Genomic DNA, 13,907 nt, shown 5'->3' with positions numbered 1-13,907 from the left:
GGTCTGGCTCCTTCATCTTACGCACCCGTGTTACTGTGAAAAGGTGCGCGCAGAACTGCTCCTTCTTAGCTGCCGCGGCGAGGCCTCAGACGCGATCTAGCGCAAGGCCCACCCTCGCTGCGGAGTTTGTGTTGCCCGGCCACCCTTTCACCAAGAATCACAGAAAAGGCCCCGATTGTAATGCGAAACGCACAGAAGCCCTCAGGAATGCCGGTCCACCGTTACATCCCGTTCCAGGACCAGATCACCGTTGAACTGCCGGACCGCACCTGGCCGGACAAAGTCATCACCAAGGCCCCGCGCTGGTGCGCCGTGGACCTGCGCGACGGCAACCAGGCCCTCATCGATCCCATGAGCCCGGCCCGCAAGCTGAAGATGTTCGACCTGCTGGTCCGGATGGGCTACAAGGAGATCGAGGTCGGGTTCCCCTCGGCATCGCAGACGGACTTCGACTTCGTCCGGCAGCTGATCGAGGGCAACCACATCCCCGACGACGTCACGATCCAGGTGCTGACCCAGGCCCGCGAACACCTGATCGAGCGGACCTATGAGTCCCTGGTCGGGGCGAAGCAGGCAATCGTCCACCTCTACAACTCCACGTCCGTCCTGCAGCGCCGCGTGGTCTTCAACCAGGACGAGGACGGCATCCTCGACATCGCCCTGCAGGGTGCGCGGTTGTGCAAGAAGTACGAGGAAACCCTCGCCGATACGCACATCACCTACGAATACTCGCCCGAGTCCTTCACCGGCACCGAGCTGGAGTACGCCATCAGGGTCTGCAACGCGATCGCCGACGTCTTCGAGGCCTCGGCGGACCGTCAGGTCATCATCAACCTGCCTGCCACCGTGGAAATGGCCACCCCCAATGTCTACGCCGACTCCATCGAGTGGATGAGCCGGAATCTGCACCCGCGCGAAGGCATCATCCTGTCCCTGCACCCGCATAACGACCGCGGCACCGGCGTCGCCGCCGCCGAGCTGGGCTACCTGGCCGGGGCAGACCGGATCGAGGGCTGTCTCTTCGGCAACGGCGAGCGGACCGGCAACGTGGACCTGGTGACCCTGGGCCTGAACATGTTCGTCCAGGGCATCGACCCGATGATCGACTTCTCCGACATCGACGAAATCCGCCGCACGGTGGAGTACTGCAACCAGCTGCCGGTGGCCGAGCGGTCCCCGTACGGCGGAGACCTCGTCTTCACGGCGTTCTCCGGTTCGCACCAGGACGCGATCAAGAAGGGCCTGGAGGCCCTCGAAAAGGACGCGGCCGCGGCGGGCAAGGACGTGGCCGACTACACGTGGCAAGTCCCGTACCTGCCGGTGGACCCGAAGGACCTCGGCCGGAGCTACGAGGCGGTCATCCGCGTCAACTCGCAGTCCGGCAAGGGCGGCGTCGCCTACCTGCTCAAGAACGAGCACAGCCTGGACCTGCCGCGCCGCGCCCAGATCGAGTTCTCCGGCGTCATCCAGAAACGGACCGACACGGTCGGCGGAGAAGTCAGCGGACCCCAGCTGTGGCAGGTCTTCCAGGACGAATACCTGCCCTCGGGCTCTGCCGACACGCAGTGGGGCCGCTACGCCCTCGGTTCGATCAGCACGGAGACGGACGAAGACGGCGACATGACGCTGACCGCCGCCCTGAAGATCGACGGGACCCAGGTCCGCCGGACCGGGACCGGGAACGGCCCCATCGCGGCCCTGCTGAGCATCCTGCGCGAGGACGGCGTGGACGTCCGGGTCCTGGACTACAGCGAACACGCACTCTCCGAGGGTGGCAGTGCCCTGGCCGCCGCGTATGTCGAATGCGCCGTGGGGGAGCGCGTGCTCTGGGGCGTGGGGATCGATGCCAACACGAGCACGTCAGCCCTCAAGGCCGTCATCTCGGCCGTGAACCGCGCCATCCGGGACGCCCGCGCCTGATCCGTCGCTGCTTGATTCGTCCGCGCCTGATCCGTCCGCGCCTGATCCGTCCCCGGACGGGCAGGCACTGGCGAACCAATGCATGACTGCGCCGCCGGAACACTCCGGCGGCGCAGTATTTTGCCTCAGTCTTTTATCTCAGTCTTTTACCGTTCTGCCTCGGCGGCGCTGCCCATGCCGTGATTCCGTAAAGACAGTGCGAAGATTAACTGTGGTCCAACAATCCTTTGCAGCGCGTGCCTACCGTGATGACGCCGTCGTGCTGCGCACCCATAAGCTGGGCGAAGCCGACCGGATCATCACCCTGTTGACCAAGCACCACGGCCAGGTGCGGGCGGTGGCCAAGGGGGTCCGGCGCACCAGCAGCCGGTTCGGCGCCAGGCTGGAACCGTTCATGGTGGCCGATCTCCAGCTGATTTCCGGGCGCACCCTGGACGTCGTCACGCAGGCCGTGGCCAAGGGCGCCTACGGCGGGAACATCGCCGCGGACTATGGCCGGTACACGGTAGCGGCCGCCATGACCGAAACGGCGGAGAAGCTCACCGACGTCGACGGCGAAGCCGGCACCGCCCAGTACAACCTGCTGGTGGGGGCCCTCGCCTCCCTGAGCCGGGGCGACCACGCCCCCGAACTCATCCTGGATTCCTACCTGCTCCGCGCCCTCGCGACCGGCGGCTGGGCGCCCAGCTTCACCGACTGCGCCCGGTGCGGTGCGCCCGGGCCCCACACCGCCTTTTCCGCGCCGCTCGGCGGCATGGTCTGCCACGGGTGCCGGCCGCCGGGATCGCCCGCGCCGGCCCCGGAGACGGTGCTCCTCATGGGTGCCCTGCTCACCGGAAACTGGATGACGGCGGATGCCTCCGCGTCCGTCCACCGCCGGGAAGCGGCCGGCCTGGTAGCCAGCTACCTCCAGTGGCACCTGGAACGAGTCCTGAAATCCCTCAAACATGTGGAGCGAACGTAAAAGTGGCATTGGGAAGAAGCCTGGGAAAGAACCTGGAGAAAAGCCAGACGAAACAGTCCAACGGTCCGCGGCGGACCACCCCGGTGGTGGCTCCCTACCCGCACCCGTCCGGCGCTGTTCCGCCCGCGATTCCCGCGGAGTTCATCCCGCGGCATGTGGCGATCGTCATGGACGGCAACGGGCGCTGGGCGAACCAGCGCGGCCTGCCCCGGATCGAGGGCCACAAAGCAGGGGAGCCTGCCCTGCTGGACGTCATGGCCGGCGCGATCGAGCTGGGGATCGAATACGTCAGTGTGTACGCCTTCTCCACCGAGAACTGGCGGCGGTCCCCTGGGGAGGTGCGCTTCCTGATGGGCTTCAACAAGGACGTCCTGCGCCGGCAGCGGAACCAGCTCGATGAATGGGGTGTCCGGATCCGCTGGTCCGGGCGGCGCCCGAAGCTGTGGGGCTCGGTGATCCGCGAACTCGAAGAGGCCGAGGACTACACCCGGGGCAACAGCACCTGCACCTTGAACATGTGCGTCAACTACGGCGGACGGGCCGAGATCGCCGACGCCGTCTCCGCGATCGCGGAGGAAGTGGCCCAGGGCCGGCTGAAGCCGGGGGCCATCACCGAGCGGACCATCCAGAAGTTCCTCGACGAGCCCGACCTGCCCGACGTGGACCTGTTCCTGCGCAGTTCCGGGGAACAGCGGCTCTCCAACTTCATGCTCTGGCAGTCGGCCTATGCCGAGTTCGTGTTCATGGACACCCTGTGGCCGGACGTGGACCGGCGGACACTTTGGGACGCCGTCGAGATCTATGCACAGCGGGACCGCCGCTACGGTGGAGCCATCGACGCCGCTCCCGCCGCGGGCGGCCAGGTCAGCTGATCCGCGTCAGTCGTAGACGTACGCCCTGATCCACCGGGACAGCCGGGCATAGGCGTCCGCGCGGACCCGCGGGGCGGAGAGGAAGACGTCATGCAGGGCGCCGTCAATCCGCTCCAGCGTCACGGTGCGGCCCAGACTGAGCGCGCGGAGGGCGATTGTGTTCACGTCCAGGACCGCGTCCGTGCGGCGCATGGACTCCTTCCAGAACATCCCGTTGGCGCTGGCGCCCGAGATGAGCACCAGGATGGGCACATCGATGTTCAGCCCACGCGCCACCTTGGACTGCCCGGCGAGCACGGCGCTGAGCCAGCCGGCGCGGACCGGAAAGGCGTGCGGCGGACGGTAGGCATCGTCCAGGGCCCATTCGCCTTCCGCGGCGCTGCTGATGCTGCGCCAGTAGAAGGCCCGCTCAGGCAGCCGGATCACCGACTCCGGCCAGAACCGGGCGAACGGCTCCACCATGGTCCGCGCGGCCCGGCGCAGGGCGGGGCTGCCGTGGACTTCCAGCCATGGGCTGTCCAGGACCAGCTGTGACACCATCCCCGGATGCCGGTCGGCCCACAGCGCCGCGATCAGGCCGCCGGTGGAGTGTCCCATCAGCGTCACCGGCGGCGCCGCACCGTCCGGCCTGAGCGAACCGATGATCCCGAGCGCTGCAGTGATCTCGGCGTCGTAGTTGTCCAGGTCCGCGACGTAGCCGCCGTGGGTGCCCGGACGCAGGCTGCGGCCATGGTTGTGCATGTCGAGGGCGAAAAACTCAAACCCCTGCCCCGCCCAGAATTCCGCGAGCTCCTCATTGAAGAAGTAGTCACTCCAGCCGTGCAGGAACAGCACCGCCCGGGCCGGCAGCGCCGATGGTGCCGGCGGGAGCGGGGTATGGCGGACCAGGGTGGCAGTGCGCAGCACACCGTCAGGGCTGACGGCCTCAAAGGTGCACGCCTGGAAATCATCCCCGAGAATGTCGGTCCGCCACTGCATCGACTTTCCTCCTGTGTTGCTGAGAGCCTGCCCGGACTAGGCCGCGGACGCAGCGGCCCGGCCCGCGGAACGTCCGGAGAAGAGGCATCCGCCCAGGAACGTTCCCTCGAGGGCCCGGTAGCCGTGGATTCCGCCGCCGCCAAACCCTGCGGCTTCACCGGCCGCGAACAGCCCGGGCACGGGCTGCCCGGCGGCATCCAGGACCCGCGACTGCAGGTCCGTCTGCACCCCGCCAAGGCTCTTGCGCGTCAGGACCGAGAGCCGGACGGCGAGCAGGGGACCGTGCCGCGGATCCAGCAGCCGGTGCGGCGGGGCGACCCTCATGATCTTGTCGGTGGCGAAACGCCGCGCTGCCCGGATCGCCGCCAGCTGCGGATCCTTGCCCATCCCGCTGGCAAACTGCCGGTCCCGGTCGCGGATCAGCTGCTCCAGGGCAGCGGGGTCGATGAGCTGCCCGCCCGTCAGATCGTTCATCTGCCCGGCGAGCCCGGCGGGGTCCGCTGCCTGCAGGAAGTCGACCCCGCGGTCCAGGAACCGCTGCAGCGGTGTATCGCTGCCGGGCTTCAGCCGTGAGACCAGCCGACGGACGTCCTTGCCCGTGAGATCCGGGTTCTGCTCGGATCCTGACAGCGCGAACTCCTTCAGCGCGATGCTGCGGTTCAAGACGAACCATGAATGGGCATGTCCCGTGGCCAGGATGTGGCGGAGGGCGCCGAGCGAATCGAAACCCGGAAACAGGGGAGGCGGGAGCATCCGCCCCGTCGCGTCCAGCCACAGGGCCGACGGTCCGGGCAGGATCCGGATGCCGTGCCGCGGCCAGACCGGGGCATGGTTGTGGATACCCTCCGGGTAATGCCACATCCGGTCCCCGTTGATGAGGTGTCCGCCGGCGCGGCCCACGGCCGGGAGGAAGTCCCCGTCCACGGATGCCGGAACGCCACTCAACATCCGCTCCGGCGCCGCGCCGCCGGGCCATTGCTTGCGGACCACATCGTGGTTGCCGCCGATGCCGCCGCTTGTCACCACCACGGCCGCGGCCGCAGCCTCGAAAGTACCGTCCGGGCGTCGGGAAGAGCTTTCGCCCCGGCCTGCGCCACTGGCTTCGAGCAGTTCGCCGCGCACGCCGCTCACCCGGCCCGCGGTTTTCACGAGCCCGGTGGCGCGGTGGCGGAAATGGAAGGACACGCGGCCGGCGGCTTCGCCTTCGCGCAGTTTGGCAAGGAAGGGGGCCACCAGCGCAGGTCCCGTGCCCCACGCGACATGGAAGCGCGGGACAGTGTTGCCGTGGCCGTCCGGGCCGTAGCCGCCGCGTTCGGCCCACTGCACCAGGGGAAACAGCCCGACGCCCAGCGAGGCGAGCCAGGCTCGCTTCTCACCGGCGGCGAAGTTCACGTACGCCGCCGCCCACTCCTTCGCCAGGGCGTCCTGCGGCCGGTCGAATCCCGCGGACGCATGCCAGTCGGCGAGGGCCAGCTCTTCGCTGTCCCGCACCCCGAGCCGCCGCTGTTCCGGAGTGTTGACCATGAAGAGGCCGCCGAAGGACCAGTGCGCCTGGCCGCCGACGGAGGCCTCGGGTTCCTGATCGAGCACCGCCACCCGGCGGCCGGCCGCATAGGCCTGGGCCGCGGCCACGAGCCCTGCCAGGCCGGCGCCGACCACCACAACGTCGGCCTCGATCCCGCGACCCGAAGCCCCACGGCCGCCCGTTCCGACACCCTCATTGCTGGTCATGGCTTCATGCTAACTCGCGTCGGAGCACTTCCGCCGCCGGGCCCGGGGCGCGGGGCGCCGCAGTCACAACCGCAGTCACAACGGGCAGTCACAACGGCAGTCACATCGGCAGTCACAACCGTGCCGGCGCGTGCGCTGGTTTGGTCTGCGCGGCCCGAACCGCAAAACTAGAGGCATGCGCGTATATCCCACATTTTTCCGGCTGGCCTTCTCATGGATGGACGCCGAACGCGCCCATAAGATCGGGTTCAAGGCCATTCGTCTCGCCCACAGCTGCGGTGCCGGGCGGTTGCTGCAGAAGTTCACCGCCCCCGCGGCGTCGCTGCAGATCCAGGCGTTTGGCCTGACCTTCCCGTCCCCGTTCGGCCTTGCGGCCGGCTTCGACAAGGAAGGCCACGGCATCGAGGCGCTGGCGGAACTCGGCTTCGGCCATGTGGAGGTCGGCACCATCACCGGCCAGGCCCAGCCCGGGAACCCGGCGCCGCGGCTGTTCCGCCTCGTGGAGGACAGGGCCGTCATCAACCGCATGGGATTCAACAACGACGGCGCCGCGGCGGTGGCCCCGCGCCTGAAGTCCGCCCGCGCCGCCCTGCAGCGCCAGCACCCCGGCGTCCGGCCGGTGATCGGGGTGAACATCGGCAAGAGCAAGGTGGTCGGGCTCGAGGATGCGGTGTCCGATTACCTGATCAGCGCGCGCAGCCTGGCCCCCGCAGCGGATTATCTCGTGGTGAACGTCAGCTCGCCCAACACCCCCGGGCTTCGGCTGCTGCAGGACGTGGAGACCCTGCGTCCGCTGCTGGCCGCAGTGGGGGAGGAGGCGGACAAGGCCGCCGGCCGCCACATTCCGCTCCTGGTCAAGATCGCGCCCGACCTCAGTGATGAGGACATCGACGACGTCGCGCGCCTGGCGCTTGACCTGAAGCTGGACGGCATCATCGCCACCAACACCACGATCGCCCGCACCGGGCTCGCCTCCAGCCCCGACAACGTCGAGGCGTGCGGAGCAGGAGGTCTTTCCGGGGCGCCCCTGAAGAAACGGTCCCTGGAGGTCCTGGCCCGGCTCAAGTCCGTCACCGGCGGGGCGCTGACCCTGGTCTCGGTGGGCGGCGTCGAAACGGCACAGGATGTGCAGGAACGGCTGGACGCCGGCGCCACCCTCGTCCAGGGCTACACGGCGTTCCTTTACGAGGGGCCTTTCTGGGCCGCCCGCATCAACCGGCTGCTGGCCACCCACCCGAGCCGGCGCTAGACCTTACGCTGCGATCGGGCCCGGACCGGTCGCCGCAACCAAGAAGCCCCCGGCAGGTGACTGCCGGGGGCTTCTTGGTTGAAGAATCGTGGAAGGGAAGGTCAGGCGGGGAACTCGCCGCGCCGGACCTGGGGCTTGGGCAGGCGCAGGCGGCGGAACTGCAGGGAGCGCATGGAGCCGTACCAGACCGTGCCGCGCTCGACGTCGCCGAACTTTTCGCCGAGCCGTTTCTTGAGCTTGCGGGAGAGGATGAAGACGTCCACGAAGACCGCGAGGAACATGACCCAGAAGGCGCCCAGGACGTAGACCATCTGTGCGCTGGAGGCCGGCACGAGCAAGGAGATGATGACAAACAGCAGGGCGCCGAACATGAGGAACTCGCCAAGGCTGAAGCGGGCATCGACGAAATCGCGGGCGAACCGCTTCTGCGGACCCTTGTCCCGCAGCGGCAGGAACTTCTCGTCACCGGTGTCCATGGCCTGCCGCATCTTGAGCCGCTGCTCCGTGACGGCGGCGCGCTCGGCCGCCTTGGAAGCCTTGCGGTCCTCCGGCACGAGGGGCCGCTTGCGGGCCGCCTCCTGGGCGCTGCGCTTGGGCGTGGGTGCGCCCTTGCCGGTCACGGCGCTACGGGCTGCTGCCTCGGATGCCTGCTGGTCAACTACGTCCTGCGCCGATGGCGCTTCCTTTTTACGTCCAAACACCCCTAAAGAATACCCCGCAGACACAGGCCCGAGACCCAGCCCACACGGCGCAGGCCCGGGCGTGACGCTGTTTGTAGTGATTCAGAGCACGGGTAGTGTTTTGGCCATGACTTCATCTACCGCGGGGAACCCGCAGACCACCATGGACCACGAGGGCACCATCGATGCCGAGGCCCTCCGCCAGGCCGTTGCCGAATCGTTCGACGAGACGATCGGCCACCTGACGGACCTTGTCGCCATTCCGGGCATCGCCTGGCCCAGCTTTGATCCTGCCCCGTTGAACCGCAGCGCCGACGCCGTCGCCAGCCTCGTGCGGGCCAGCGGCTTCGACGACGTCCGGATCCTCCGCTGCGACAAGGAAGACGGGACGCCCGGCGGGCCCGCCGTCGTCGCCCGCCGCCCGGCCGCGGAGGGCAAGCCGACAGTCCTGCTGTACGCCCACCACGACGTCCAGCCCACTGGCGACCTGGCACTGTGGGAAACCGACCCCTTTACCGCCGTCGAGCGCGACGGCAGGCTCTTCGGCCGCGGTGCCGCCGATGACAAGGCCGGCATCCTGGCGCACATCGCCGCCTACTCTGCGGTCACGCGGGTGCTCGGTGACGAACTGGGCCTGGGCGTGACGTTCTTCTTCGAGGGCGAAGAGGAAGCCGGCTCGCCAACGTTCCGGCAGTTCCTGGAAACCCACCGCGAACTGCTCCGCGCCGACGTGATCGTCGTGGCGGACTCCAGCAACTGGAAGGTCGGCATTCCGGCCCTCACCACCAGCCTGCGCGGCCTGGTGGACGGCACCATCGAGGTCAAGGTCCTGGACCACGCCGTGCATTCGGGCATGTTCGGCGGCCCCGTGCTCGACGCCCCGACCCTGCTGTCCCGCCTGATCGCGACCCTCCACGACGACGAGGGCAGCGTTGCGATCAAGGGCCTGGTGAGCCGCGATGACGTGGTTGTCGACCTCACCGAGGAGGAGTACCGCGCCGACGCCTCCGTGCTCGACGGCGTGAAGCTCGCCGGGACCGGCAGCATTGCCTCACGCATGTGGACCAAGCCCGCCCTGTCCATCATCGGCTTTGACGCCCCGGCCGTGGACGTAGCTTCCAACACTCTGCTGCCGCGGGCCCGGGCCAAGTTCAGCCTGCGCCTGGCCCCGGGGCAGGACCCGGCAGCCGCCATGGAGGCTGTCCGCCAGCACGTCGAAACCCACGCCCCGTTCGGCGCTGACGTGGTGTTCACCCCGGGGGAGAGCGGCAACTCATTCCTGACGGACACGAGCTCGAAGGCCGCGTCCGTGGCCATGTGGGCCCTGGGCGAGGCCTGGGGCGTGCCCGCCGTCGAAATGGGAATCGGCGGATCGATCCCCTTCATCGCGGACCTCACCGAGCTCTACCCGGACGTGCAGATCCTGGTCACCGGCGTCGAGGATCCCGATTCCCGAGCCCACAGCGCCAACGAATCGCTGCACCTGGGCGACTTCCGGAACGCAATTGTCGCCGAGGCCCTGCTGCTCGCGCGCCTGAACAACGAAGGCGCGCTCTAGCCCCCCCGCCCGGCGGGTCCCGGGGAACATCCAGCCGTCTCCCACGGTTACGTCAGAAGTTAGAGCTACAGGGCTGCGCGAAGTAGCATGTAGCTATAGCCCATACCGTTTAAGTAGGGGCGGGCACCGTGCGAGCGGGGCCGCCACCACCGTTGCAAGAAGGTAGGCCATGAGCACTACAACCAATGAAAACAGCGCCGGCAACTCTGCCGCCGAGGCCGGCGAGCTGGCCACGCACGAGGTCATGCTGACCGACGTCGCGGCTGGAAAGGTCCGCAGCCTGCTGGAGCAGGAAGGCCGCACCGATCTGCGCCTCCGCGTTGCCGTGCAGCCCGGCGGTTGCTCCGGCCTGATTTACCAGCTCTACTTCGACGAGCGGCTGCTCGACGGGGATGCAGTGCGAGACTACGACGGGGTCGAAGTCGTCGTCGACAAGATGAGCGTTCCTTACCTCAGCGGTGCCAGCATCGATTTCGAGGACACAATCGCCAAGCAGGGCTTCACGATCGATAACCCGAATGCCGGCGGGTCCTGCGCCTGCGGAGATTCTTTCCACTAATTCCTTCCACTAAGGCCGGGCATTTTGCCCGGCCTTAGTGCCGCAGGATCCTCAACGAGCGGCGCCTACAAAAAGCTCCCGACGCACGGTGTGGACATGTGGGCGAAAACTCCCGGGGAGCGGTAAGCTCTACACCGAGTAGTAAAACTTTTCGTTTGCCCTGCCCGTAATTTGCGGGGCAACAGCAACAAGTAGGAAGGGCCGTCTGTGAGTTCGCAGAACCGAACCGGCAGCCGACGCAAACAGATCACTACGATCACTGGCTTGGCACTAGCCGGCGCGTTGGCTTTGACTGGATGTTCACCAGAGGTACAGAAGGGCTGGTTGCCCACCGAGCGTGGCACCACCAATCACACTGACCTCATCATGGACCTCTGGGTCAACTCATGGATTGCCGCGCTGGTCGTCGGCATCATCACCTGGGGCCTTATGATCTGGTGCATCGTCGCTTACCGGCGCCGCAAGGGCACCGTGGGCTTCCCGCGCCAGAACAGCTTCAACCTTCCGCTTGAAGTGTTCTACCTGACGATCCCGCTGTTCATGGTCCTGGTGTTCTTCTACTTCACCGACCGCGACCAGCAGTCGATCGATGACCGCTCAACGCCGGCCGACGTCGTCGTCGACGTCCGCGGCAAGCAGTGGGCGTGGGACTTCAACTACTTGAAGGGCAACGTCGTCACCGAGGACGTTCACGAAGCGGGCGTCCAGGCGCACCTGACCGGTAACGACGTGGACAAGAACAAGCTGCCCACCCTGTACCTGCCGGTCAACAAGTCGGTTGACCTCGAGCTCAACGCGCGCGACGTCATCCACTCCTTCTGGGTTCCTGCCTTCCTGCAGAAGCGCGACATGATTCCCGGCAAGACCAACTACATCCGGTTGACGCCCACCAGGGAAGGCACCTACGACGGTAAGTGCGCCGAACTCTGTGGCGAGTACCACTCCGAAATGCTGTTCCGCGTGAAGGTTGTCTCCGAGTCGGAGTTCCAGGCGCACATGAACCAGCTGCGCCAGGACGGGAACACCGGCCTGCTCGGTGAAGAGTACGACCGCAACCCGGCCCCGGCCGAAACCAAGTAAGGGGAGCGACGTGGCAACTTACACTCAATCCGCCGGGATCCTCGAGGCTCCCGTAGTACCGAAGTCCAAGGGACGCATCGTCGTCAACTGGATCACCTCGACCGACCACAAAACGATCGGGTACATGTACCTGATCGCGTCGTTCATCTTCTTCTGCTTCGGCGGCATCATGGCGCTGCTGATCCGTGCCGAGCTCTTCGAGCCCGGCATGCAGATCCTGCAGACCAAAGAGCAGTACAACCAGCTCTTCACCATGCACGGCACCGTTATGCTCCTGATGTTCGCGACGCCGCTGTTCGCCGGCTTCACCAACGTCATCATGCCGCTGCAGATCGGTGCCCCCGACGTCGCCTTCCCGCGACTGAACGCGCTGGCCTTCTGGTTCTTCCTCTTCGGCTCCACGATCGCCGTCTCCGGGTTCATCACCCCGCAGGGTGCCGCGTCGTTCGGCTGGTTCGCGTACGCGCCGCTGTCCAACACGACGTTCAGCCCCGGCGTGGGCGGTGACCTCTGGGTCTTCGGCCTGGCGCTCTCCGGCTTCGGCACCATCCTCGGCGCCGTCAACTTCATCACCACCATCATCTGCATGCGCGCCCCGGGCATGACCATGTGGCGGATGCCGATCTTCACCTGGAACGCCCTCGTGACCTCCATCCTGGTCCTGATGGCCTTCCCGCCGCTGGCCGCCGCGCTGTTTGCCCTCGGCGCCGACCGCCGGTTCGGTGCGCACATCTTCGATCCCGAGAACGGCGGCGCCGTCCTCTGGCAGCACCTGTTCTGGTTCTTCGGCCACCCTGAGGTGTACATCATCGCGCTGCCGTTCTTCGGCATCGTCTCGGAGATCTTCCCGGTCTTCAGCCGCAAGCCGATCTTCGGCTACAAGGGCCTGGTCTACGCGACCATCTCCATCGCCGCCCTGTCCGTGACTGTGTGGGCCCACCACATGTACGTCACCGGCTCGGTCCTGCTGCCGTTCTTCTCCTTCATGACGATGCTCATCGCCGTTCCGACCGGTGTGAAGTTCTTCAACTGGATCGGCACCATGTGGCGCGGTTCCATCACGTTCGAGACCCCCATGCTGTGGAGCATCGGCTTCCTGGCGACGTTCCTCTTCGGCGGCCTCACCGGCATCATCCTGGCCTCGCCGCCGCTGGACTTCCACGTCTCGGACTCCTACTTCGTTGTGGCGCACTTCCACTACGTGGTCTTCGGCACCGTCGTGTTCGCCATGTTCGCCGGGTTCTACTTCTGGTGGCCTAAGTGGACCGGCAAGATGCTCAACGAGCGCCTCGGCAAGATCCACTTCTGGATGCTGTTCCTGGGCTTCCACGGCACCTTCCTGATCCAGCACTGGCTCGGCGTCGAGGGCATGCCCCGCCGTTACGCCGACTACATGCCGCAGGACAACTTCACGTGGATGAACCAGTTCTCCACCATCGCCTCGTTCGTCCTCGGCGCCTCGCTGATTCCGTTCTTCTGGAACGTCTACATCACCTGGCGCAGCAACGAGCGTGTGGAAGTTGACGACCCGTGGGGCTTCGGTGCCTCGCTGGAATGGGCCACGTCCTGCCCGCCGCCGCGCCACAACTTCACCTCCCTGCCCCGCATCCGCTCCGAGCGTCCTGCCCTGGACCTGCACCACCCGGAGCTCTCCCAGTCCTACACCGCGGATTCGCCTGCTCCGGCAGCAGCGGCTCTCGGTAACGCCGACCAGAAGGACACCGCCAAGTGAAAATCGAATCAAGGATCTTTGGCTTCGGCGTCTTCTTCTTCGTGCCCGTTGCATTCATCTACGGATACCTGACCAACTGGACTGAATGGGTGGGCGCACTGGCCATCCTGCTGGTTGGCGGACTCGCCGGCATGATCGGCGCTTACCTCGGCTTCACCGGCCGCCGCGTGGGCATGCGCCCCGAGGACCGCAACGACGCCGAGATCCACGAAGGCGCCGGCGAGCAGGGACACTTCAGCCCCTGGAGCTGGTGGCCGCTGATGCTGGGCCTGTCCTGCGCCGCAGGGTTCCTCGGCCTGGCCGTGGGCTGGTGGATCGTCTTCATCGCCGGCGGGATGGCAGTGGTCGCACTGGTCGGCTGGGTTTACGAGTACAGCCGCGGTGACCACGCGCACTAGCGCCCACCCGGACTAAAAGTTCAGAACGCACGACGGCGGGCCCCACCATTGGTGGGGCCCGCCGTCGTTGTGTCTCGGTTCTTGAGTTCCTGCCGGCCGCGTGCGGCGCGTCCCTGCACGCCCAGCCCGCCTGCGCAGCGTCCCTCCTGGAGGGCGGCACCGCACTGCGGGCCGCCGAATGGGCGC

The 13,907-nt window shown here is 67.0% G+C and carries 12 protein-coding genes; 9 read left to right on the top strand and 3 right to left on the bottom strand.

The features are described from left to right. Positions 1–180 precede the first annotated feature (180 nt). The 3 genes from leuA (at position 181) to AC1DGD_RS12915 (ending at position 3,756) form a co-directional block, all read left to right on the top strand. Positions 181–1,920 carry a 2-isopropylmalate synthase gene (gene leuA, locus AC1DGD_RS12925; protein ID WP_028276716.1) on the top strand — a complete coding sequence of 580 codons (1,740 nt, stop codon included), beginning with the start codon at positions 181–183 and terminating at the stop codon, positions 1,918–1,920. Positions 1,921–2,131: 211 nt separating this feature from the next. Then, positions 2,132–2,884, top strand: a complete 753-nt coding sequence (gene recO, locus AC1DGD_RS12920) for a DNA repair protein RecO (protein ID WP_476857045.1) — start codon at positions 2,132–2,134, stop codon at positions 2,882–2,884. A gap of 20 nt (positions 2,885–2,904) precedes the next feature. Next, on the top strand, positions 2,905–3,756 hold the full coding sequence (locus AC1DGD_RS12915; protein ID WP_476857093.1) for an isoprenyl transferase: 852 nt from the start codon (positions 2,905–2,907) through the stop codon (positions 3,754–3,756). 6 nt (positions 3,757–3,762) lie between these two features. Here the strand turns inward: AC1DGD_RS12915 and AC1DGD_RS12910 are convergent, their stop codons facing one another. Both AC1DGD_RS12910 and AC1DGD_RS12905 read right to left on the bottom strand, forming a co-directional pair. Next, positions 3,763–4,734 carry an alpha/beta hydrolase gene (locus tag AC1DGD_RS12910; protein ID WP_476857044.1) on the bottom strand — a complete coding sequence of 324 codons (972 nt, stop codon included), beginning with the start codon at positions 4,732–4,734 and terminating at the stop codon, positions 3,763–3,765. A 36-nt stretch (positions 4,735–4,770) separates the two neighbouring features. After that, positions 4,771–6,465 carry an FAD-binding dehydrogenase gene (locus AC1DGD_RS12905; RefSeq protein ID WP_223917355.1) on the bottom strand — a complete coding sequence of 565 codons (1,695 nt, stop codon included), beginning with the start codon at positions 6,463–6,465 and terminating at the stop codon, positions 4,771–4,773. A gap of 175 nt (positions 6,466–6,640) precedes the next feature. On the opposite strand from AC1DGD_RS12905, the gene AC1DGD_RS12900 reads away from it, so the two are divergent. Beyond that, complete coding sequence (locus AC1DGD_RS12900; RefSeq protein WP_476857043.1) at positions 6,641–7,714, top strand: quinone-dependent dihydroorotate dehydrogenase; 1,074 nt, start codon at positions 6,641–6,643, stop codon at positions 7,712–7,714. A gap of 101 nt (positions 7,715–7,815) precedes the next feature. Here the strand turns inward: AC1DGD_RS12900 and AC1DGD_RS12895 are convergent, their stop codons facing one another. After that, positions 7,816–8,415 carry a DUF3043 domain-containing protein gene (locus AC1DGD_RS12895; RefSeq protein WP_223917351.1) on the bottom strand — a complete coding sequence of 200 codons (600 nt, stop codon included), beginning with the start codon at positions 8,413–8,415 and terminating at the stop codon, positions 7,816–7,818. 106 nt (positions 8,416–8,521) lie between these two features. Here AC1DGD_RS12895 and AC1DGD_RS12890 point away from each other — a divergent pair, with 106 nt between their 5' ends. The 5 genes from AC1DGD_RS12890 (at position 8,522) to AC1DGD_RS12870 (ending at position 13,721) form a co-directional block, all read left to right on the top strand. Beyond that, a complete protein-coding gene (locus AC1DGD_RS12890; RefSeq protein WP_476857042.1) occupies positions 8,522–9,952 on the top strand; it encodes a M20/M25/M40 family metallo-hydrolase in 1,431 nt (476 codons plus the stop codon). A gap of 169 nt (positions 9,953–10,121) precedes the next feature. Next, on the top strand, positions 10,122–10,511 hold the full coding sequence (locus AC1DGD_RS12885) for a HesB/IscA family protein (protein ID WP_028276724.1): 390 nt from the start codon (positions 10,122–10,124) through the stop codon (positions 10,509–10,511). Positions 10,512–10,718: 207 nt separating this feature from the next. Beyond that, the gene (gene ctaC / locus AC1DGD_RS12880) at positions 10,719–11,591 is read left to right on the top strand and encodes an aa3-type cytochrome oxidase subunit II (RefSeq protein WP_028276725.1); all 873 of its coding nucleotides are present in this window, start codon (positions 10,719–10,721) and stop codon (positions 11,589–11,591) included. Between the two features lie 10 nt (positions 11,592–11,601). Further along, complete coding sequence (gene ctaD, locus AC1DGD_RS12875) at positions 11,602–13,323, top strand: aa3-type cytochrome oxidase subunit I (RefSeq protein ID WP_223917347.1); 1,722 nt, start codon at positions 11,602–11,604, stop codon at positions 13,321–13,323. Next, a complete protein-coding gene (locus tag AC1DGD_RS12870) occupies positions 13,320–13,721 on the top strand; it encodes a cytochrome c oxidase subunit 4 (RefSeq protein ID WP_018773077.1) in 402 nt (133 codons plus the stop codon). The genes ctaD and AC1DGD_RS12870 overlap by 4 nt, the downstream gene beginning before the upstream one ends. Positions 13,722–13,907: the final 186 nt, after the last annotated feature.

The organism is Arthrobacter sp. 05T45, from assembly GCF_056395875.1.
The sequence above is the reverse complement of the archived record's forward strand: the minus strand, read 5'-3'. Positions and strand labels throughout refer to the sequence as shown.

Bases quoted from the DNA above. Each gene is read 5' to 3' on its own strand.
- leuA (WP_028276716.1), top strand. From the start codon at position 181: ATGCGAAACGCACAGAAGCCCTCAGGAATGCCGGTCCACCGTTACATC.
- AC1DGD_RS12910 (WP_476857044.1), bottom strand. From the start codon at position 4,734: ATGCAGTGGCGGACCGACATTCTCGGGGATGATTTCCAGGCGTGCACC.
- AC1DGD_RS12905 (WP_223917355.1), bottom strand. From the start codon at position 6,465: ATGACCAGCAATGAGGGTGTCGGAACGGGCGGCCGTGGGGCTTCGGGT.
- AC1DGD_RS12900 (WP_476857043.1), top strand. From the start codon at position 6,641: ATGCGCGTATATCCCACATTTTTCCGGCTGGCCTTCTCATGGATGGAC.
- AC1DGD_RS12890 (WP_476857042.1), top strand. From the start codon at position 8,522: ATGACTTCATCTACCGCGGGGAACCCGCAGACCACCATGGACCACGAG.
- AC1DGD_RS12885 (WP_028276724.1), top strand. From the start codon at position 10,122: ATGAGCACTACAACCAATGAAAACAGCGCCGGCAACTCTGCCGCCGAG.